Here is a 21,627-nt window from a genome sequence, read left to right as displayed (position 1 = left end):
TTTTTTATAAAAAAAGAATGTTATTTCTAACATTCTAATTTATGTGGCTACTTAGAGACACTTTTTTGGTTTTATTTATATTTTTAAGCAGGAGACAGATACATTGATAAACGTCTCGAATATCATGTTTGCATTCACTTAGAATCCAGTAGTACGTAATTGCATAAATTCCATTTGCAACTAGCTCTACCTGTCTAACCGAAAAAGCCCCTCGTGGCCGCATATAATTTTCTATTGCAAGAGCAATTTCTTTTCGCAGAACATCATAAAAGACTCGTGAGTCTTTCGAGATTAGGATTATGTTTAAGAAATAAAATTTATTAGCTCTAACCTTTTCAAGCATTCTGAAAATCATTGCTTCGATTGACTCTTTTTCCAAGCCGCGAAGAGTTCTTCGTACTTGTAAAACCATTACAGATGCAAACAAATCACAAATATTTCCATAACGCTGGTAAAAAGAGCCTCGTTCAATTCCAGCCTTTTTGCAAAAATCAATTACGGTATATTTTCTGACAATACTTTTTGAAAGATCTCCCTTTAAAACCTCTTCAAACTTTATTGTAGCCATTCTTATTTCCTCCAAACTATCTTTTAATCAACTATCACTTTTAGTTCTACTTAATTGTTTCACCACACTTTTTTCTTATAATACAATAAACAAATATAGCAGTTAAACCGCTATCATACAAAACATTTATAAGGAATTGTTAATAATTATTCTTTATTTAGATAATATTCTTCTTATGCTTAATTAGTGAAAAAGAAAAAAGCAAAAGCCGTAAGAACGGCTTTTGCTTGAAATCTATGAGTTATTATCACGTTTTCGCTTGCGCTGTTGTTTTGCTTTGCGAATCTTATGACGCTGCTCAATTTTATTTTTTTGCGCTTTATCTTGTTGAATCACACGCTTAATTTTCTTTTTATAACCAGGCTTACGCTTCTTTTTGGCTTTTTTAACATAGCCATTGACCTTATTATCAACAGTGTATGAGTCTGAACTGCGTTCATTTCTACTGTGATAATGCTTACGTGGTGCAAGTTCATCATTTTTAATTTCAACGAAATCAAAATGAATCCCCATTTTTTCCAATCCGGCAATTCGATTCATTTCTTCAGCACGAATAAGAGTCACTGCATGACCAGAAAGCCCATTTCTACCTGTTCGACCAACACGGTGGACCACAAATTCCAAATCACGCGGTATCTCATAATTAACCACAAGACTCACGCCGTCAATATCCAATCCACGTGCTGCTAAATCTGTCGCAACAACATATTGATATTGACCGTCATTTATTTCGCGAACAGTTCTTTTCCGCTCGCGTTCAGTAATACCGCCGTGAATTTTAGCTACACGTAAACCCTGCTCCTGCAAAAATTTAGTCAATTCATCTACAGTTTGCTTGGTATTTGCAAAAACTAATGCTAAATAAGGCTGTCCCATAGTTAGTAATTGGTACAGTATACGTTTGCGGTTTTTTCCACCAATATCAATCAAATCATTTTTGATTGTAGGTGAAATTACAGCAGGATTGTCGATGACAATTTGCTCAGGTTGTGACATATATTTCCGCAAAAAGTTAGATAACTTCACTGGAATGGTTGCTGAAAAAGCAGCAAAAGTCGCTGTCTTAGGTAACCTTTGAGCAATAAAATCAATATCAGCTAAAAAACCCATATCTAAAGTCATGTCTGCTTCATCAATGACAAAATTTTGCACGTGATCTAAAAACAAAATTTTCTTTTCAACAAAATCATGTAATCGACCTGGTGTGGCAATTATAACTTGCGGATTGCGGTTATTGATTTTTTTCATTTGCCGCTCACGGTCACTACCACCAGCGAAATGAGCGATGGAAATATCCAGACCAGCCGCATCCCTCAATTGACGGGCTACCTGATAAAGCTGTTCAGATAACTCTCGACTAGGAGCAGTCAAAATTGCTTGCGGATATTCAAGTTTTTCATCAATTTCATTTAAAATTGGTACCAAAAAGGCATGCGTTTTTCCTGAACCAGTTACGGCTTGAACAACGACATTTTTGCGCTCCAATAAAACAGGAATAACTTCTTCCTGTACTTTAGTTGGCTGACTAAAGTGTATTTTCTTTAAGCCAGCACGCAACTCTGGTCTAATTTTTTCATTAGTAAAAATATTATTCATTTTTTTCGCGATATTCCTTAGTCACCTGAACTAGTTCAGCAAAAATTTGCTTAACTTCATCCATGTCTTTAGCATTAGCTCCACTGGCTAAGGCGTGTCCGCCACCATCATGTTGGGCAGCAAGTTCGTTAATAATTGGACCTTTTGAACGATAATGCACTCTAAAAGTTCCATCTGGTTTTTCAACAAAAACATTCCAAGCAATAATATCTTTAATTCTTCCAGGAGTTGATACAGTGCATGATGCTTGATCAGAATCTACTCCTAGTTGTTCTAGTGCATCCCTTGTCAAAATCGCATATGCCGCGCCACTAGGATCAACTTTCATATATTCAAGCACTTCTGCTTGTAATTTGGCCTGCGCAAAAGTTACATCACTAATATTACGAGCAATTTCGTTAATGTTAATGCCTGTTGCTGTCAATTTTGCAACAACATTGAAGGTATGTTCTGATGTTTCCGGATACATAAAGCGACCAGTATCACCAACAATACCTGCATAAAGTGGGTATGCAACTTCTGCAGTGACAGGCAGATTTTCTTCAAATAAAAAGTCCGCAACAATTTGGGAAGCAGCTGGTGCTTCGTCATCAACAAAGCTCAAATCCGCATATGGTTCAACATCTGGGTGATGATCGATTTTAATTAAAAAGTCACCCTTACTGTATAGCTTATTAGATATTCTCGCAGTATTACCGGTATCAGTTGTAATAACTAATGCACCTTTGTAATCTGTCTCAGTAACTTCGTCCATGGTGTTAATCCATGCCAAATCACCTTCATCATTTTCACCTGCACATAAAATTCTTTTGTCTGGGAATTTAAGTCTTAATGACCGTGCAAGTCCTGCCTGAGAACCTAGAGCGTCAGGGTCTGGGCTAGTGTGACGGTGCAAAATAATTGTCGAATATTGTTCGATTTTTTCATATATTTTTGGGAAAGTGTTCATTTCTTCTCCTTCTTGATCTCTTAAGTACTTAACTAGTTTAACAGAAATAACACCCTAACTTGAAAATAAATTCAAGTCAACGTTTTCAAATTCTGCTTCAGTAAAATCAGTCGCCGTAATGCCTAATAGTCGTATTCCATCACTTAAGAAACTGTCTGCAAGTGGTTCAAAAAGTTCTTTGGCTGCTTCGTAAAATTCAATTGCCTGATTGGTGGCATGTTCTAATTTGCTTCTTCTAGTAATTGTTTCAAATTCAGTATTACGAATTTTTAAAACAACTGTCCTAGCAAAAAAATTTCCATAGCTAAGTTTTTCTGCCAACTCACTAGCGTAATTTCTGAGATTAGTCAGGGCTACTTGCTTATCGTAAACGCATGGTTCATAACTACGCTCAATTCCAATTGACTTGCGATTGTATTCATCGTCTGGGATAACTCGCGATAAATCAATTCCATTTGCATGTTCTGCCATCAAATAACCCATTCGATTAAATTCTTTAATCAAATCTCGAACGTGCATCTGCTGCAAACCTTTACCCGTGGTTATACCCATTTCAGCTAATTTTTCCTCTGTTTTTGGTCCAATACCATGAAAATGTCCAATTTTTTGTGCAGCTAAAAATTCTTTTGCTTCACTGGGCAAAATTACTGTTCGTCCAAATGGCTTTGAATATTCTGAGCCCATTTTAGCTAGAAAACGATTGTAGGAAACTCCAAAAGAACAATTTAATTTTAATTCTCTCCGTACACGAGTCTGTAAATCAATGGCGAGTTGTACAGCTGATTTGATGCCTAACTTATTTTGAGTTACATCTAAATACGCTTCATCTAAAGCAATTGACTGAACACGGTCGGTCATTTCGTGCATCATTTTATGAACTTCAGCAGAAACAGAATAATATTTTTTATAATCCGGTTCCAAAAAAAACAATTTTTCGGCCGGAACTAGGCGAAATGCCTTAATCGAAGGCATAGCAGAATGAACGCCATAACTTCTTGCAACATAGTTAGCAGTTGAAACTACACCATGACCATTACTTTTACGTGGATCATGTCCGATTACGACTGCCTTATTTTTCAATTCAGGCTTATCGCGCATCTCAACTGATGCATAAAAAGCATCCATGTCAATATGAATAATTTTACGAGAAGTATCGTTTTTAGGCAGCAGGCCGTCGCTATAATCAGTCATAAATCCAGCGTTCAGTTGGCGAATCAAAGATATCGTTTGCAGCTTTTGGCCCCATTCGATAAGGCAAGTATTGTTCTGGCTCTTGACCATTTTCGTTATCTTTTTGCCAAGCTTCTTCAATTACATCAATGAATTTCCAGTAATTTTTCAATTCACTCCAATGCGTGAAATTGGTTGAATCATTAACAAAAACATCATGGAGCAAACGTTCATAACCATCTGGCACCTTGTCTTGCTCTTCTTTGGTAAACTGATAAGCCAAATTTTCACGTCTAATCCCAGGTGTATTGATTTTCTTACCGTTAATCGTAATATAAATTTGCATGTCAGGATCAATGATAATCGTTATATTATTTGAGTGCGCCTGACCATATTGGTTAGACATGTGCTTCAGCACGATATCAATACGATTCTTTTTCTCGCGCATCTCTTTACCAGTTCTGAAGTAAATTGGCATTCCTGCTAACGGACCTTTACCAAACTTTATTTCACCTGCGACAAAAGTTTCCGTGTTGGAGTCTTCGGCAACATTAGGTTCTTGGCGATAACCAAAAGTCACATCACTTCCTAAATATTGTCCTCGTACAAAGTGTTTAGCAATTTCTGCCTCATTAGGAATAATTAAACTATCTAGCAATTCCTGCTTAGCTGCATGGATGCTTTTTGAGGATAAATCTTTTGGTTCTGGCATTGCTAGGAGTGTAATAATTTGGAAAATATGATTTTGTACCATATCACGCAATGCACCAGAGGTTTCATAGTAGCCGCCACGCGCTTCGACACCTAAATGTTCTGCTAATGTTACTTGAATATTCTTAATCGTGGAATTGTTCCAAACATTTTTAATCAAAGGATTGGTTAATCGTAGTGGCAAGATGTTCTGAATCATTTCCTTACCAAGGTAATGATCAATGCGGAAAATATCGTCTTCATCAAATGAAGCGGTGATTTGCTTATTTAATTCCTCTGCACTAGTCAAGTCGCGTCCAAAAGGTTTTTCAACCACAATTCGATTAAAACCTGTACTGGTCAAATGTTGATCATTGATATGTTGAGCAATTTGACCAAAAAAGCGTGGAGCCATTGCCATATAAAAAATACGATTTCCTTGTGCACTATAGCGATCATCAAGTTCTTGAGCTAGATTTTTCAAAGTTTCATAATGCTCAACGTTAGTAACATCATGTGATTGATAGTAAAAATGACTTGCAAAAGTGGCTAGGTCATTTTCGTTTACTTCACTGTGGGTTTCATGAACAGCATCACTGACTTGTTCACGCAAATATTCATGAGACCATGGCCGACGAGCGGTACCAATTACAGCAAAGTTATCGTGAATTAAGCCTTGCTCATATAAATTAAACAAAGCGGGGTAGAGCTTTCGGTGGGCTAAGTCGCCACTACCACCAAAAATAATCATTACAACTGGAATATTTTTCATGAGAGGGTCCTTTCAAAGTATTATTGATCTTTACTTTTATTTTATATTACTTTTCAGTTAAACACAGTTTTTGATAATCATAAATAAAAAAAGTGCCTTACCGGGCACTTTTTATTATATCTATTCTTTAGGTGAAGATTCTTCACTTGACTTAGAAGGTTTGTCTTCTTCTGGCTTAGATGCTGGTTCTTCAACTTGTTTTTCAGAATCTGGCTTTTCAGCTTTTTCTTCAGTTGCTGGAGCTTCAGCAGATGCAGTTTTATCAGGCAAAATTTGTTGAACAGCCATGCGACTGAAAGTTAAATAAATACCATCTGCATCAATCACAACAGTTTTATCTTTAGTATCAACAGAATCAACTTTACCGTGCAAGCCATCAATCATGATAACGTTGTCGCCCTTTTTAAGTTCATTCATCATTTCCATTTTCTTTTGTTGTTGCTTCTTCTGTGGCTTAATCATTGTAAAGTACATTAAGGCTATCAAAACAATAAAGATAACAATTGTCCACATGCTACTCATGCCGTTATTAGCATTAGCTAAAAATAAAGTATTCACGTTTACACTCCTCAAATTAAAATTTCTAATTATCTAAAAATATATTATACAAAACATAAGCAACATTTGCACTATTCGTTCGGAACTGGCAATCCAAGCTGCAAATATGCTTTTTCAGTTACCATGCGCCCGCGCGGTGTCATTAATAAAAAACCGTGTTGTAATAAATATGGCTCATATAAAGACTCAATTGTTTCAACATCTTCACCAGTATTTGCGGCAATTGTTCGAACACCAACTGGTCCACCATGGTAACTCTCAATTATCACTCGCAAAATCTTGCGGTCGGTCTGGTCAAGTCCTTCATCATCAACTTGTAGTTGCTTAAGTGAGTCTCTAGTCGTCTCATAGGATATAACTTTTTCACCCTTTACTTGCGCAAAATCACGAACACGTCTTAATAAACGGTTGGCTACTCGAGGAGTACCACGCGATCTTCTAGCAAGCTCATGAGCAGCTTGATCTCCTATTTTAATATTAAAAACTTCACTTGAACGTTGAATAATCTTTTGAAGTTCATCAACATCATAATATTGTAAATGTTCAACAATTCCAAAACGATCTCGCAAAGGGGCGGATAACTGTCCAGCCAAAGTTGTTGCACCAACTAAGGTAAAAGGTGGCAGTGGCACATGAACAGCGTGAGTTGTCTGCCCTTCTCCAATTACAATGTCGACATAAAAGTCTTCCATGGCAGAATAAAGTACTTCCTCAATTGGCTTGGGCAAGCGGTGAATTTCATCAATAAATAGAATATCTCCTGGATCAAGATCAGTTAGCAATGCAACTAAATCACCCGCCTTTTCAATTGCAGGACCACTGGTACTTTTTAAATTTACGCCAAGTTCATTTGCTATGACAAAAGCTAAAGTAGTTTTACCAAGGCCGGGAGGACCGTATAGCAAAACGTGATCCAGTGCCTCATCCCTCTTTTTTGCTGCTTCAATGTAAACAGACATTTCCTTCTTAACCCTTGTTTGGCCTAAATATTCTTTAAGGTTTTGCGGGCGCAATGAAAACTCTGTCTGCTCTTCATTTTTTCCTTGAACTTCTCTTGAAACAATTGAATCATCTTCATTCATTACCATTTTCACTTCCTTTTTGTTTAACTTATCACAGAAACTACTTCTTTAACAATAAAGCGAGTCCCTTTTTAATATATTGATCAGCCGATGTTTCCTTTTCAGCTGCCAAAGTAGGCGTGATTCGGTCAACTTCTTTCTTAGTGTAACCAAGTGCTAACAATGCTAGGAGTGCATCATTTAATTCAGGAGAAACTTCTTGATCAGCAAATTTGTCAATTTTCTGAACATAATCGCCAAGTTTTCCTTTTAAATCGAGGACAATTTGCGAAGCTGTCTTTTTGCCAACACCAGGGAACCGAGTAAGATATTTCACTTCTCCCTGTTCAATTGCTTCAGCAAGTGAGTTACTATCTTCAGCGGCCATTATTGCCAAGGCCGACTTTGGTCCTATCCCACTTACACTGAGTAGCTTCAAAAATAGTCCCTTATCATCTTCAGTTTGAAAGCCAAAAAGCGTTATTCCAGTGTCCCGAACGATTTGTTCAATAAAAACTCTCGCTTTCTGCCCCTCTTGATACGCAAACGGAGTGGGACTAAAAACTTTATAACCCACGCCACCAACGTCAATTACAATGTAGTCTGGTTTCACCACAGTGATTACACCAGAAAGATATTCATACATTAACTATTCACCTTTTTTAAACATTTTCCGCAAGTCATTTTCACGTAAGCGCACAACCACAACGTTTCCTTTTGCATCATGATAAGGATCACCTATTTGGCGCAAGGTCGTCAAAATGTTATTGCAATCGGCAGCTGATAATTTTTTGCGTCCAGGAACTGCTCTTTGAGCTTGATCAGCAGCTATTCGCTTAACTAAATTTGCATAATTATTTTGGTCAACATTTAAGTAGCTATCCAAAATCAATCTAATTGACTGTTCAAGATCACCTTCAATCCAGGTTGGATACGACCTTAAAATAAATGTATCTTGCCCAAATTCTTCCAGAAAAATGCCGATTTTTTCGATTTCCGACAATTTATCTTTTATTTGAATAAAATCCAGACTACCAAACTCTAAAATCTGTGGTGTCAATAATCCTTGTTGATTGATTTGCTGTGCGGACATTTCTGCCCTAATTTTTTCAAAAGAAATCAATCGTCTAGCTGCAACTTGATCAACCAAATATAAGTCATCCCCACTAGTAGCAATTAAGTATACACTAGTTTGTCCAACCAATTTTAGTTCTGGCAGGCTATTTGCTAAAACTTCATCACCAGCTGAAATCACTTCTTCAGTCAGTTTTGACTTGGAAAAGGGTCTAAGTTGTACTTGCTTTGCAACATTTTCCTTCCAAGTTTTTGTAATGATATAGCGATCATCTTCACGCGGCTCATTCAAATCAACATATTGCTGATTGTGCTCCTGGTGAATTTCAGTAGCAGGAGCTTCATGAACTTCGTCACTCGTTATTTCAGGTCTTTTAGTTTCAACGACGTTCTTATTAAGATTAAACTTTAACTGATCAATTCTGGTTTCTTCAGTCGAAGAATTTAAATTTTCAATCGCATCAGCCTGAACATCGTCAGCCAATAAAGCACTGCTGATTGCATTGGTAATTAAGCGACTTAGTTCAGTTTCCTTTGAAAGCCGAACCTCACGTTTCGTCGGGTGCACATTAACATCAACAAGTAACGGATCAACTTTTATTTTAACCACCGCTATTGGATAGTGCTTGGCGCTCAAATTTGTTCCATAGCCATCCATAACTGCTGTAGCCAATTGAAAATTATTAATATAGCGACCGTTAAGCAGGATTGAAATAAAATTGCGTGTTGATCTAGTCAGACCTGGTTTAGAAATTAGTCCTTCAATCTCAAAATCGTTATCAGTGCTCTGAAATGGCATCATTTTTTCAGCAATTGAACGGCCATAAACACTTGAAACAGTTTGCTTCAAGTTATCATTGCCAGCTGTTCTGAGCAATAAACGTCCTTCATTCATCAAAGTAATCGAAATCTCTGGATAGCCAAGAGCAATTCGATTAACAATATCAACGATTTTCATAATTTCTGTTCGCGGACTACGAAGGTATTTTAATCTAGCAGGTGTGTTAAAAAATAAATCTTTAACGGTTATTTGGGTCCCCTTAGTAGCCGCAGCATCTTCTTGACTTTTCTTTACGCCAGCAGAAAATTCCGCTTTAGTTCCAATGATCCCGGTCGAATTAGTTAAAATTTCCACATGACTGACAGCAGCAATTGAGGCCAATGCTTCTCCCCGAAATCCAAGCGTTGCCACGTTGAATAAGTCATGTTCGTTATTAATTTTACTGGTCGCATGTCTGGTAAAGGCAAGGTCAATCTGATCACTTGGAATACCTGAGCCATTGTCTTGAACAACAATTTGCTTCAAGCCAGCATCAATAAAGGCAATTCGAATGCGAGAACTACCGGCATCAATTGCATTTTCAACTAATTCTTTAACTACACTTGCTGGTCGCTCAATTACCTCTCCAGCAGCTATTTGGTTGGATAAATTGACTGATAATTCGTGAATTTGACCCATGATTAGTCCTCATCCTTTAAGTCTTCTTGCCAGTTTTCAACTAGCTGCATTATTTGAAGTGGTGTTTGGTCAGCCAGATAGAGATTCGAAATTTCTTCTAAAACGTCTTTTTCTTTATCTGTTAACTTGCTTTCAGAATCAACCGTCTCAACTGGATTTTCGCCTTCATCACTAGTAGCACTTGAGAACAAGTCAAGTTGAGCCGAAGATGGCCCCAGATCATTACCTTGTGCTTCTAAGCGATTGAGCAATTTTGTTGCTTGACGAAGAACTTTTCGTGGCAATCCTGCTAATTGAGCAACGTGAATACCATAACTTTGATCTGCTGGACCTGGCAAAATCTTATGTAAAAAGATTAACTTACCATTTTCTTCAGTTGCGCCAACGTGAATATTCTTCAAACGAGGTAAGGTCTGTTCAAGTGCAGTTAATTCATGGAAGTGAGTTGCAAACAAAACCTTAGCACCAACTTCATCGTGTAAGTACTGCACAATTGCTCCAGCTAATGCCATACCATCATAAGTCGCAGTTCCACGGCCAATTTCATCAAATAAAACCAAACTTCTTTTGGTTGCGTTTTGCAAAGCTTCATTTGCTTCTGTCATCTCAACCATAAAAGTACTTTGACCCGAAATCAGGTCGTCTGCTGCACCAATTCTTGTGAAAATTTGGTCAAAAATCGGCAAATCTGCGCTATCTGCTGGAACAAATGAACCGACTTGGGCCATAACTGCAATTAAAGCCATTTGTCTCATGTACGTACTCTTACCAGACATATTTGGTCCGGTAATGAGATAAATATCTGTGTCATTTGCCAGCTTGATGTCATTTGGAATATAGCTTCCTGACTTCATAACCTTTTCAACAACGGGATGACGGCCAAGAACAACTTTCACATCCTGATTATCTGCATGGAAACTTGGACGACAGTAATTATTTTCTTCGGCCACTTGCGCAAACGAACAAAAGACGTCAAGCTCAGCCACCTGTGCACCTAATTTTTGTAAAGCAGAAATATCTTTTTTAACTTCTTCACGTAATTTGACGAATAATTGATATTCAAGTTCTGTCGACTTGGTTTGAGCTTCCAAAATCAAATTTTCGTGTTCTTTTAGTTCTGGTGTGATATATCTTTCAGCATTAGTTAAGGTCTGCTTGCGTGTATAACGATCTAGTGGCACCTTACTCTTATTTGAATTGGTGACTTGAATATAATAGCCAAAAACCTTATTATAACCAACTTTCAGATTATCAATTCCAGTTTTCTGACGCTCGGTCTGTTCCATCTCAGTTAGCCATTTTTTACCATTATTCATAGCATCTCGATAACGGTCTAGCTGACTATCAACACCATCACGAATCAAGCCACCCTCTGTGGTCAAAATTGGTGGTTGTTCGACAATGGTAGAACTAATTAATTCCGCAACTCCTTTTAACGGATCAATCTTTTGCGCAAAATCCTGCAACACGGGATTATCAGAATTTGCCAAAGAGGTCAAAATGTCTGGAACTGCTTGAAGTGAGTGTGCTAATTGCAGAATTTCACGGGCATTAACGTTGCCAAAGGCAATTCGTCCAGTTAATCTTTCCAAGTCATAAACGCCTTTTAGCGAATCAATAACATTTTCGCGCGTGAAATAACCATCAAGAAGAGCTTGGACCATTTCTTGTCTATCAGTCAGCTCATTAACAGATAAAAGTGGGCGTGCAAGCCACTGCTTTAAAAGACGGCCTCCCATTGCCGTATGAGTTTTATCGAGTACCCAAAAGAGTGAACCCATTTTTTTGCCCGTTTTAGCTGAAGCAGTCAATTCCAAATTGTCACGAACAGTATGTGTCATTTGCAAATATTGACTAACTTCATAACTTTGAGCAATTTGTAAGTGTGCTAAGCTGCGACGTTGTGTTTGCAACAAGTAACCCACTAATTGCTTAACTGCTTCTTTTTCAGCTTCATTAGTTAAATTCTGTTGTGCATATGAAACTTCAGCGTGATTACCAGTTAATTCAGCTGGTTCTGAAACTGTAATATTAGCTTTATGCAAAAATTCACTGTCATGGTCGCTTAAATGACCATTATAAACAACTTCTCTAGTTCGCAACGACATTAGTTCATTTAAAACGGCTGCGAAAGTTTTTAAATGTGTCGTATAAATTTCACCAGTCGACAAGTCACTATAGGCCAAGCCAAAGCTATTTTTAGTGGTAACAACGGAAGTTAAATAGTTGGATTCTTTTGCCTCACTTGGCTTGTCATTCATTAAAGTTCCTGGTGTAACTAGTTGAATAATACCTCGTTTGACCATTCCTTTAGCTTCTTTAGGATCTTCAAGCTGCTCACATAGCGCTACTTTATATCCTTTTTCTACCAAGGTATCCACGTAGGAATCAACGGCAACATGAGGAACACCCGCCATCGGAACCGGGTTCTCTGATTTATTTGATCGATTCGTTAAAGTTAATTCAAGTATCTGAGCACCCTTGACGGCGTCGTCTTCAAACAGTTCATAAAAATCCCCGACGCGATAAAAAAGAAAAGCATCGGGATATTGCTTTTTAATTTCGTGATATTGCTCCATCATCGGAGTTAAATTTGCTTTAGCCATTTATTCCTCTTCTTCTTTTGCGTTACTGTTATCATTATACGCTAAACTGTCTGTCAAAAGAAAAAAAGACCGCAACAAACGATCTCTTTTTTTCAAATATTTGATTGTGTAAAACAATTTACTAATTTAGTTAATATATCTTAAGCAATGTGACCTTCAACACTTTGAAGATCTTTTTTACCGTCCATCTCAACGATAGCAGTAATTGCTGCAGTAATACCTCTTACATCATCAGCCAAACTTAGGCTTGGTGTATCTGGTCTTGCAACGACTTGTTCAGGTAAAAATGGAATATGCATGAAACCAGCTTTAAGGTCATGAAATTCCTTATCAATCATATACTGAACTTGATACATAATGTGGTTGCAGACAAAAGTACCCGCTGTTGTTGAAACCAATGCAGGAATTCCAGCTTCACGGATTGCTTTAACCATTGCTTTAACAGGCAATTGGGTAAAATACGCATTCTGACCATCTTCATGAATTGGTGTCGCAATCGGTTGATAACCCTTGTTATCAGCAATTCGGCCATCATCAAAGTTAATCGCAACGCGTTCTGGAGTTAGCGCATAACGGCCACCAGCTTGACCAATGTTTAAAACATAATCCGGTTGATGTTGTTCAATCGCACCATGCACAACATCGGCACAATCACCAAAAACCGTTGGTATTTCAACTTTAATAATTTGTGCACCAGCAATTTCATCGTCTAACCGTTTAACGGCTTCAATTGCAGGATTTACTTTGTCATCACCAAATGGATCAAAACCTGTTACTAAAATTTTCATTTTCATTCTCTTTTCTAACTACTAAAAAGCTAAGAAGTACATCAAGATAATGTGAACAAGCAACATAATTAACGCAATTGGATATTGCTGTTTGATTACACCTAGTGGATCTTTCATTTCCATTAATGCAACAGGCAAAGTGTTAAAGTTTGCTGCCATTGGTGTTAGCAAAGTTCCACAATAGCCTGCAGTCATACCTAAAGCAGCCACAACAACAGGGGAACCACCCTGTGCAATCACGAATGGAATACCGATACCAGCTGTAATTACGGCAAAAGCTGCAAAAGCATTACCCATAATTGCAGTAAACAATGCCATTGCTACACAGTATAGAATAACACCTAATAGATGGTTACCAACCGGAAATAGTCCAGAAATCGCTTTTGAAGTTGCTTGACCAACACCGGAGGCAGTGAAAACAACTCCCAATGTTGCTAACAATTGTGGCAGAATTCCGGCAGATCCAACCGAACGCACCATTCTCTGAGTATCTTCATACGCAACTTTAATATTTGATTTAGTTAAAATCATTGCAACAATTAAAGAAATAACTGCTGCAATTCCAATACCAACTTGACCGCCAAGTTTAGTAAATTGTGCAATTACTAATGCAATAATTGCTAGCAAAATACTTGGTAAAAAGATCCAGTTGCCAATTCGACTAACCGTTTCGGAAGCAACTTTTTCACTTAACTCTTTAATATGACCAACACGCACTTGCTTAAATAGTGAAAGCAGAGCAATCACAAGTAGCAAACCACCACTAACTTCACTAGGTAACCATTGACCTAGAGCAAACAGTGCGGCAAAAATCAACCAGAATAAACCTGTACCCCAACGAGCTGGATTTGTTTGGTCACGCCATGATTCAATCGCTGCAGCCAAAAAGAATAATCCAATAATAATGTAAAAAGCCAACAAGAAATTATTAATTATCGCTTCCATTTATTTTACCTTTGCTTTCTTTAGTTTTTGATCAAAGATGTGGTTATAACCTAGGCATAGAAGATAACAAATTATCGCAATTGGCAAAGTGTTTATAACAATAGAATTTGTTTCAACTGGATGTCCCAGCGATTTCATTGTACTGGCAATTAACAATACACTTGAAGAACCAATAAATAGGTTCTGCGCATAAAAGTTACCAAAGTTTTCACTTGCGGCAGCACGACCTTTAATTTGGTCAACTTCTAATTCTGTCAATTCACCATTTACCTTTCCAGCAGCTTGAGCCATTGGATTAATTAGAGGAGCAATGAATTGAACTTGTCCTTGAAGGGAAATACCAAAGAGTGCAGCAATCTCACGAATTGCAGTATAGATATCAAAAATTCTACCTGGTGTTAAGTTCTTAATCTTATTAATTAAGTTAACTGCTGCCTTTTTGAGACCGTGTCTCTCAATTATTCCGATTGTTGGCAAAGTTAAAAAAAAGATTGAAACCATTCGATTATCAATAAATCCTTTTCCTAAAATTCGTAAAAACGAAACAAAATCGATTCCTGATACTAAGGCTGATACCAAAGCAGAAATTACAACAACGGCGACTGTGTCTAGTCCTAGGGCAAAACCTACAACGATCACTAGAACGCCAAGTAAGCATAAATATTCCATCAGCTTTCCTTTCTTGTGAAAAAAATATAATACAAGCAAACATATTAATATTATTATCATTTTTTGTTAAATTTCTTATAAACGATTTTTGAGAAAGTCAAGATGAAAAGCTAAAACTTAGCAATAAAAAAAGAGTCGTTCAATTGAACGACTCTTTTGAATCAGCAAAATAATTATTACATCATACCTGGAGCGCCGGCACCAGCAGCGTTAGGATCAGCTGCAGGCTTGTCTTCTGGGATTTCTGCAACAACTGCTTCAGTAGTTAATAATAAAGCAGCAATTGAGGCAGCGTTTTGTAATGCAGTACGAGTAACCTTAGTTGGATCGATAATACCAGATTCAACCATGTTTTCCCACTTGTCAGTAGCTGCGTTGTAACCAACTTCAGGCTCTTGACTTTCAAGTTTGTTCAAGATAACTGAACCATCTTCACCAGCGTTTTCAGCAATTTGGCGAACTGGAGCACTTAAAGCACGTAAAACAATGTTGATACCTGTTTGTTCATCTGCGTTGTCACCTTTAAGGCCCTTAACAGCATCTTCAACATCAACTAAAGCAGTACCACCACCTGCTACGTAACCTTCGTCAACAGCAGCACGAGTTGAGTTCAATGCATCTTCAATACGGTATCTACGTTCTTTCAATTCGGTTTCAGTTGCAGCACCGACATGAATCACAGCTACACCACCAGTTAATTTAGCAAGACGCTCTTGTAACTTCTTCTTGTCAAAGTCTGAAGTAGTATCAGCAATTTGCTTTCTGATTGAATCTTCACGTTCTTTGATAGCATCTTCTGAACCAGCACCATCAACAATAGTAGTTGAGTCCTTAGTTACAGTGATACGACGTGCTTGACCTAATTGAGCAATTGTAGTGTCTTTTAATTCAAGACCAAGGTCTTCGGTAATTACTGTACCACCAGTAAGAGCAGCAATATCTTGTAATTGTTCCTTACGACGGTCACCAAAACCAGGAGCCTTAACGGCTACAACATTGAAAGTACCACGAATCTTGTTCAATACTAAAGTTGGAAGAGCTTCACCAGAAACGTCATCAGCAATAATCAATAATGATTTACCTTGTTGAACGATTTCTTGCAACAAAGGTAGGATATCTTGAATGTTAGAAATCTTCTTGTCAGTAATCAAAACGTAAGGGTTGTCTAAGTCAGCTTCCATCTTGTCGTTGTCAGTTACCATATATTGTGATAAGTAACCACGGTCAAATTGCATACCTTCAACAACAGATAATTCAGTTTCGATACCACGTGAATCTTCAATGGTAATAACACCGTCATTACCAACTTTTTCCATTGCATCAGCAATTAAATCACCAACTTCTTTTGAAGCTGAAGAAACTGAAGCAACTTGAGCAATTTGATCTTTTGAAGAAACTGTGTGGCTGATCTTGTGTAATTCATCAACAACTGCGTTAGTTGCTTTTTCAATACCACGACGAACACCTACAGGGTTAGCACCGGCAGTAACGTTCTTCATTCCTTCACGAATAATTGCCTGAGTTAAAACAACTGCAGTAGTAGTACCATCACCGGCAATATCGTTAGTCTTTTGAGCTGCTTCGGCTACTAACTTAGCACCCATGTTTTCGTAGTGGTCTTTTAATTCAATTGACTTAGCAATTGTTACACCATCGTTAGTAATTTCTGGGTTGCCGTATGATTGTTCCAAAACAACATTTCTACCCTTAGGACCGATAGTTGCTTTAACAGTATCAGCTAATTTATCAACACCCTTTAATAGGGAACGTCTTGCCTTTTCTGAAAATTTAATGTCTTTTGCCATAATATCCGCTCCTTAGATTACTTAACAATTGCTAAAATATCTTTTTCATGAAGGACTAAGAATTTTTTGCCTTCGTATTCAACATTAGTGCCAGAATACTTGTCGTAAAGAACAACGTCGCCCTTATTGACAGACATTGGAATCTTGTCGCCGTTGTCAGCATAACTGCCTTCACCAACTGCAACAACTTCACCTTCTGTTGGCTTTTCTTTTGCATTTGAAGCAAGGACGATTCCGCCTACAGTTTTTTCTTCTTCTTCTTTAACTTTTACGATCACGCGATCACCAATTGGTTGTAACACGTTTGTCCCTCCTATTGTTTATTTTCATTTTTAATTATTTGTCGGTTAGCACTCCTATTACCCAAGTGCTAACTTACAAATATGATAATAACCCCTTTTCCTAAAAAAAGCAAGAAAAAATTAGCACTTTTTTTACCAAAGTGCTAATTCACTTAAAACGTTGATATTATTGGGCTTATTACTGGTTATCCTTACCCTTATCTGAGTCAAGGAAGTAAATCAATGTCTGTAATTCAGTTGCTAGGTCTACATTCTGAATCCTTACACCGGTTGGAGCAGATAAACGAATAGGGGTAAAGTTCATGATGCCCTTAATGCCTGCTTCGACCATATCATCCGCAGTTCTTTGGGCAGAATCAGATGGGACCGTCAAAATGGCAATAGTAATTTGCTGGTCACTTAATTGCTTCTTCAATTCGCTCATCTCGTAAACTGGCACACCGCTCAAAATTTTACCAGTAATCTTAGGGTCAATATCAAAGGCACAGGAAATACGGATATTATTACTCCGCTTAAAATTATAGTTAAGAAGCGCATGTCCTAAATTACCAACACCGACTAAGGCAACATTAGTTAGAGTATCTTGATTAAGAATCTTTTTGAAAAAAGTAAGCAGACTCTTTACATCATATCCATAGCCACGCTTACCCAAAGCACCAAAATATGAAAAGTCACGTCTAATTGAAGCACTATCTACTTGAACAGCTTCTGATAATTCAGTCGACGAAACTTTTTCCTTACCTGCCTCATTTAAAATAATTAAATAGCGATAATATAACGGTAATCTTTTCGCAGTCGCAGTCGGTATTTTGATTTTTTCCATTCTAAAAGCCTCCAACTTATTTTGCCTAAGAGTTATTTGTGAATTAGCTCATCAATTAGTATTATTTTACCTATAAATTGATAGCATTTGCAAATGTTTTTTTCACAATCTTGAATTAATAAAAAAGGGGCTAATTTCAGTTTTTTCCCTAAGAAATCTTGACTTAGTGAAAACTCATTTGTACATCCCTTAACAATTAAAAATTGCCAAATCTTCACTAACTTTGTTTTGCCTTCCTTCAATAATCCGTCCACTATCGCACTGCAGTGTATGCTAAAATAGTTTTTAGGTGAAAAATTATGATAATTGCACAAGGACACAACTTAGAGAAACAATTTGGCGCTATTACACTATTTAAGAACGTCAATTTTTCAATTGATTCAAATGCACGAATTGGTCTAGTGGGACCAAATGGGGTCGGTAAGACTACCTTATTAAAAATTATGACTGGTGAAGAAGAAGCTACACATGGCGAATTCACGATTAATAAAGACATCGACGTTGGCTATATTGCACAGGAAAATGGCTTAAACGAAAAAAACAACATTTGGGATGAAATGTTGACCGTTTTTGCTACGCTAATTCAAATGGGCCAGAATATTCAAACTCTGCAGGAAAAAATTGCTGCTCATCCTGAGGATAAGCAGCTGCTAAAACAGTATGACCAACTTCAATTTAACTTTGAGCAACAAGGTGGTTACACTTATCAATCTGATATTAAGAGTATTCTAAATGGTTTTAATTTTCCTGAATCAACATGGACAAAAACAATTGGTAGTCTTTCTGGTGGTGAAAAAACTAGATTGGCTTTCGTTAAACTGTTGTTACGTAAGCCACCACTGCTTTTACTCGATGAGCCTACCAACTATCTTGATTTAGATACTTTGGACTGGTTAGAAACCTATTTAAAGAGCTATTCTGGTGCTATCTTGGTTGTTTCCCACGACCAGTACTTTTTAGATCATTTGGCTAACCAAATTTTTGAATTGCAGTTTGGTAAACTAACTGTTTTTAAGGGAAACTATTCTAACTATGTTGCTGAGCGTGAGTTACGCAACATGCAACAAGAAGAGGCTTACGAGCGGCAACAAGAAAAAATTAAAAAGGATGAGGAATTCATTCAAAAGAATATTGCCAGAGCTAAAACCACTAAGCGTGCCCAAAGTCGACGTAAGCAACTAGAAAAAATGGAACGGATCACTCCACCTAAACATAAAAACAAGGTTCAAATTAACTTTAGAAGTGAACGCCCTTCCGGAAAAGAAGTATTAATTTTACGTGACTTAACCATTGGCTATCCAACAAAAACCATGGTCGAAGATATTTCCTTGCAAGTTAACAAGGGCGATCGTGTTGCAGTAATTGGCCCTAACGGAATTGGTAAATCTACCTTACTTAAGACTGTCATGAAGGAATTAAAGCCAAAGGGTGGTTCGATCAAGTATGGTGCCTCCCTTGACATCGGTTATTATGATCAAGAATTACAACTGCTTGATCCGACTAAGACGGTGCTTGATACAATTTGGGATCGCCATAAAACGATGCCCGAGCGGGATGTGCGTTCAATTCTAGCAAGTTTTCTTTTTACGGCTAAAGACATTGATAAGACAGTCGGGCAACTATCAGGTGGACAGAAAGCTAGACTGACTCTGACAGTCTTGTCTCTGGAACACAACAATTTCCTGCTAATGGATGAGCCTACTAACCACCTAGACTTAGAAGCTAAGGAAGTGCTTGAACAAGCCTTACAAAAGTTTGATGGCACTTTACTGTTCGTTTCACACGACCGTTACTTTATTAATCAATTATCCAACAAAATTGTTGAAGTTAAAGGCCAGCATGCCAAAGTTTATGAGGGTGATTACACCTATTACCTTAACGAAAAAGCTAAAACGACAGATACTGCGGTTGAAGCTCCTGTTAAGCAAAATGAAACAGAAATGGAAAATCCTTCTGATGAATCAACCAATAAGCTTTCTTATCAAGAACAAAAGCAGCGCGATTCACAAAAACGGAAATTGCAACGTGAAGTAGAAGCTGCTGAAGCAAAAATCGACCAACTTGAAAAACAGCAAGAAGAAATTCAAACTGAAATGGCTGATCCTGAAATTGCTACTAATTTTGATAAGCTTGGACCACTTCAAGAAAAATTAACAGACATTCAAACCGAATTAGACAAAGCAAATGATGACTGGGAAACAGCTCTCACTGCATTAGATGATTTTGAATAAACTAAAAGACATTGCATAATCCTGCAATGTCTTTTTATTACCGTTCTGGCAGCGCAATTTGACCTTTAATACACTCAACAGCTTGTCCGCCAATTAGAATTTGACCTTGATTATCTAAGTCAACTTCAATTAACCCGGAGCGCCCACATTTTTGGCCTTGGCTAGCAAGATAGTGAGATTTTGCTAATAGGTGCTCTTCTTTAATCAAAACTGCTACTGCACCATTCCCACTACCACAAACAGGATCTTCATGCACACCCTGTGCTGGTGCAAACGACCGAACTTCAACTTCCGTTTTTCCATCTGTCAAGGCAAAAACAGTTACACCTGAAGTGCCTTTTGGCAATAATGATGCTAATTGGCTGTCGTCTGGATTTAGACTGAGAACAGTCTCAACCGTATCAAGATATAAAGTGTACCAAACGGCTCCAACGTCAACTACCTTAGCTAACTTAATTGAATGAATATTTGGGAGCCCTAGAGCCTGAGCAATTGCTTCTAATAAATCTGATGAAATTGGTTTTACGTCAGGTTTAGGTAAGGCAAAGAACAGTTTGTCTTGCTTCATATAAACCGGCACCAATCCTTTAGCACATTCTTGCACTAGGTATTCAGGATGCTGAGGCTTTAGTCCATTATTCAATGCCACTTTTGCTGAGCCAATCGTTGGGTGACCTGCAAAGGATAGTTCTTCTTTAGGAGTAAAAATACGTAAACGATAATCAGCAGCAGGATTCGTTGGCGAACATAAAAATGTGGTTTCCGAAAGGTTGGTCCAATTCGCTATTTTTTGCATTTCATCATCGCTAAACTTGTCACCATCAATAATTACCGCGACCGGATTACCCTGATAAGGTATTTGGGTAAAAACATCTGCCTGGCTAAAAGCCACATAATTGTGTTGCATAAATACTTCCTCCACTAGTTTTATAAATAACTAGTTTAACATTTCAACTTTAAATGCTGAATAGCTAATTAAGTTCTCAAGCATCTTGTCTTTTAGACCCACTTTTTATAAAATGAAGGTTACCTAATACCATTAATTAAAAAGCGAGGTTATGAAATGGAGAAATTACGCATTGCTCTTTAATTTGTAAATAAATTAAGGAGGACAAACAAAATGAATTTTTTAACCGATAAGAATATTAATCTAAAACAGCTAATTAACTTGTATCAAAGTGTAGGCTGGACTTCATATACAGAAAAACCTGAACTACTTCAGCAAGCTGTCCATAATTCGCTTTATGTGCTTGGCGCATTCGATCATGATCAACTAATCGGCTTAATTCGTGTCGTTGGTGATGGCTTGACTATTATTTATATTCAAGACTTACTGGTTTTACCTGCGTATCAAAACAAGGGAATTGGCTCAACATTGATTAATAAAGTACGTAAAGAATTTCGTCACGTGCGCCAACAAGTGCTTTTGACAATGGAAGAACCTGAGACACGTGCCTTTTATGAAAAAAATGGCTTTTCATCTTGTGATCAAGGTGAATTAGTTGCTTTTTATCACGAATATTAACCATAACAAAAAGACTCAACCTTAAAAGTTGAGTCT

20 protein-coding genes are annotated in these 21,627 nt (G+C 37.5%); 2 read left to right on the top strand and 18 right to left on the bottom strand.

What is annotated here, in order from left to right; translation table 11 throughout:
- Positions 1-34 precede the first annotated feature (34 nt).
- The 17 genes from CRG87_RS04250 to CRG87_RS04170 form a co-directional block, all read right to left on the bottom strand.
- Positions 35-568, bottom strand: coding sequence for a TetR/AcrR family transcriptional regulator (locus CRG87_RS04250; protein ID WP_074426254.1), 534 nt, complete (start codon positions 566-568; stop codon positions 35-37).
- Between the two features lie 234 nt (positions 569-802).
- On the bottom strand, positions 803-2,164 hold the full coding sequence (locus CRG87_RS04245; RefSeq protein ID WP_074426255.1) for a DEAD/DEAH box helicase: 1,362 nt from the start codon (positions 2,162-2,164) through the stop codon (positions 803-805).
- Complete coding sequence (locus tag CRG87_RS04240; protein ID WP_074426256.1) at positions 2,157-3,113, bottom strand: DHH family phosphoesterase; 957 nt, start codon at positions 3,111-3,113, stop codon at positions 2,157-2,159. Before CRG87_RS04240 ends, CRG87_RS04245 begins: the two co-directional genes overlap by 8 nt.
- A gap of 54 nt (positions 3,114-3,167) precedes the next feature.
- Entirely contained in the window at positions 3,168-4,304 is a 1,137-nt protein-coding gene (gene dinB, locus CRG87_RS04235; RefSeq protein WP_074426257.1) for a DNA polymerase IV, read from the bottom strand.
- On the bottom strand, positions 4,297-5,745 hold the full coding sequence (zwf, locus tag CRG87_RS04230; protein WP_074426258.1) for a glucose-6-phosphate dehydrogenase: 1,449 nt from the start codon (positions 5,743-5,745) through the stop codon (positions 4,297-4,299). Before zwf ends, dinB begins: the two co-directional genes overlap by 8 nt.
- Positions 5,746-5,865: 120 nt before the next feature.
- Positions 5,866-6,303, bottom strand: coding sequence for a preprotein translocase subunit YajC (gene yajC, locus CRG87_RS04225; RefSeq protein ID WP_074426259.1), 438 nt, complete (start codon positions 6,301-6,303; stop codon positions 5,866-5,868).
- A 71-nt stretch (positions 6,304-6,374) separates the two neighbouring features.
- The gene (gene ruvB / locus CRG87_RS04220) at positions 6,375-7,391 is read right to left on the bottom strand and encodes a Holliday junction branch migration DNA helicase RuvB (protein WP_046307375.1); all 1,017 of its coding nucleotides are present in this window, start codon (positions 7,389-7,391) and stop codon (positions 6,375-6,377) included.
- A 34-nt stretch (positions 7,392-7,425) separates the two neighbouring features.
- On the bottom strand, positions 7,426-8,010 hold the full coding sequence (gene ruvA, locus CRG87_RS04215) for a Holliday junction branch migration protein RuvA (protein ID WP_074426260.1): 585 nt from the start codon (positions 8,008-8,010) through the stop codon (positions 7,426-7,428).
- A 3-nt stretch (positions 8,011-8,013) separates the two neighbouring features.
- Positions 8,014-9,897 (bottom strand): DNA mismatch repair endonuclease MutL, encoded by a 1,884-nt coding sequence (gene mutL, locus CRG87_RS04210; protein ID WP_074426261.1) that lies wholly within the window; start codon positions 9,895-9,897, stop codon positions 8,014-8,016.
- 2 nt (positions 9,898-9,899) lie between these two features.
- A complete protein-coding gene (gene mutS / locus CRG87_RS04205; RefSeq protein WP_101138676.1) occupies positions 9,900-12,479 on the bottom strand; it encodes a DNA mismatch repair protein MutS in 2,580 nt (859 codons plus the stop codon).
- A 164-nt stretch (positions 12,480-12,643) separates the two neighbouring features.
- Positions 12,644-13,291 (bottom strand): pyroglutamyl-peptidase I, encoded by a 648-nt coding sequence (gene pcp / locus CRG87_RS04200; RefSeq protein ID WP_074426263.1) that lies wholly within the window; start codon positions 13,289-13,291, stop codon positions 12,644-12,646.
- Positions 13,292-13,312: 21 nt separating this feature from the next.
- Positions 13,313-14,236: a DUF979 domain-containing protein gene (locus CRG87_RS04195; RefSeq protein WP_074426264.1), complete on the bottom strand. Its 924-nt coding sequence runs from the start codon at positions 14,234-14,236 to the stop codon at positions 13,313-13,315.
- Positions 14,237-14,905, bottom strand: coding sequence for a DUF969 domain-containing protein (locus CRG87_RS04190; protein WP_074426265.1), 669 nt, complete (start codon positions 14,903-14,905; stop codon positions 14,237-14,239).
- Between the two features lie 176 nt (positions 14,906-15,081).
- Positions 15,082-16,710, bottom strand: coding sequence for a chaperonin GroEL (gene groL / locus CRG87_RS04185; RefSeq protein WP_074426266.1), 1,629 nt, complete (start codon positions 16,708-16,710; stop codon positions 15,082-15,084).
- A 17-nt stretch (positions 16,711-16,727) separates the two neighbouring features.
- Positions 16,728-17,012, bottom strand: coding sequence for a co-chaperone GroES (gene groES / locus CRG87_RS04180; protein WP_074426267.1), 285 nt, complete (start codon positions 17,010-17,012; stop codon positions 16,728-16,730).
- A gap of 178 nt (positions 17,013-17,190) precedes the next feature.
- Positions 17,191-17,835: a redox-sensing transcriptional repressor Rex gene (locus CRG87_RS04175; protein WP_074426268.1), complete on the bottom strand. Its 645-nt coding sequence runs from the start codon at positions 17,833-17,835 to the stop codon at positions 17,191-17,193.
- Between the two features lie 32 nt (positions 17,836-17,867).
- Complete coding sequence (locus CRG87_RS04170) at positions 17,868-18,077, bottom strand: hypothetical protein (protein ID WP_074426269.1); 210 nt, start codon at positions 18,075-18,077, stop codon at positions 17,868-17,870.
- A gap of 57 nt (positions 18,078-18,134) precedes the next feature.
- Between CRG87_RS04170 and CRG87_RS04165 the strand changes: the two genes are divergently transcribed.
- Entirely contained in the window at positions 18,135-20,066 is a 1,932-nt protein-coding gene (locus tag CRG87_RS04165) for an ABC-F family ATP-binding cassette domain-containing protein (protein ID WP_074426270.1), read from the top strand.
- A gap of 37 nt (positions 20,067-20,103) precedes the next feature.
- Here CRG87_RS04165 and CRG87_RS04160 read toward each other — a convergent pair whose 3' ends face one another.
- Positions 20,104-20,973, bottom strand: coding sequence for a PhzF family phenazine biosynthesis protein (locus CRG87_RS04160; protein WP_074426271.1), 870 nt, complete (start codon positions 20,971-20,973; stop codon positions 20,104-20,106).
- Between the two features lie 213 nt (positions 20,974-21,186).
- On the opposite strand from CRG87_RS04160, the gene CRG87_RS04155 reads away from it, so the two are divergent.
- The gene (locus CRG87_RS04155) at positions 21,187-21,591 is read left to right on the top strand and encodes a GNAT family N-acetyltransferase (RefSeq protein ID WP_074426272.1); all 405 of its coding nucleotides are present in this window, start codon (positions 21,187-21,189) and stop codon (positions 21,589-21,591) included.
- Positions 21,592-21,627 lie beyond the last annotated feature (36 nt).

Origin of the sequence: Lactobacillus apis, assembly GCF_002837055.1 — a bacterium.
Classification (GTDB): Bacteria; Bacillota; Bacilli; order Lactobacillales; family Lactobacillaceae; genus Lactobacillus; species Lactobacillus apis.
Note: the sequence above shows the minus strand (reverse complement) of the source record. Positions and strands in the feature narration are given on the sequence as shown.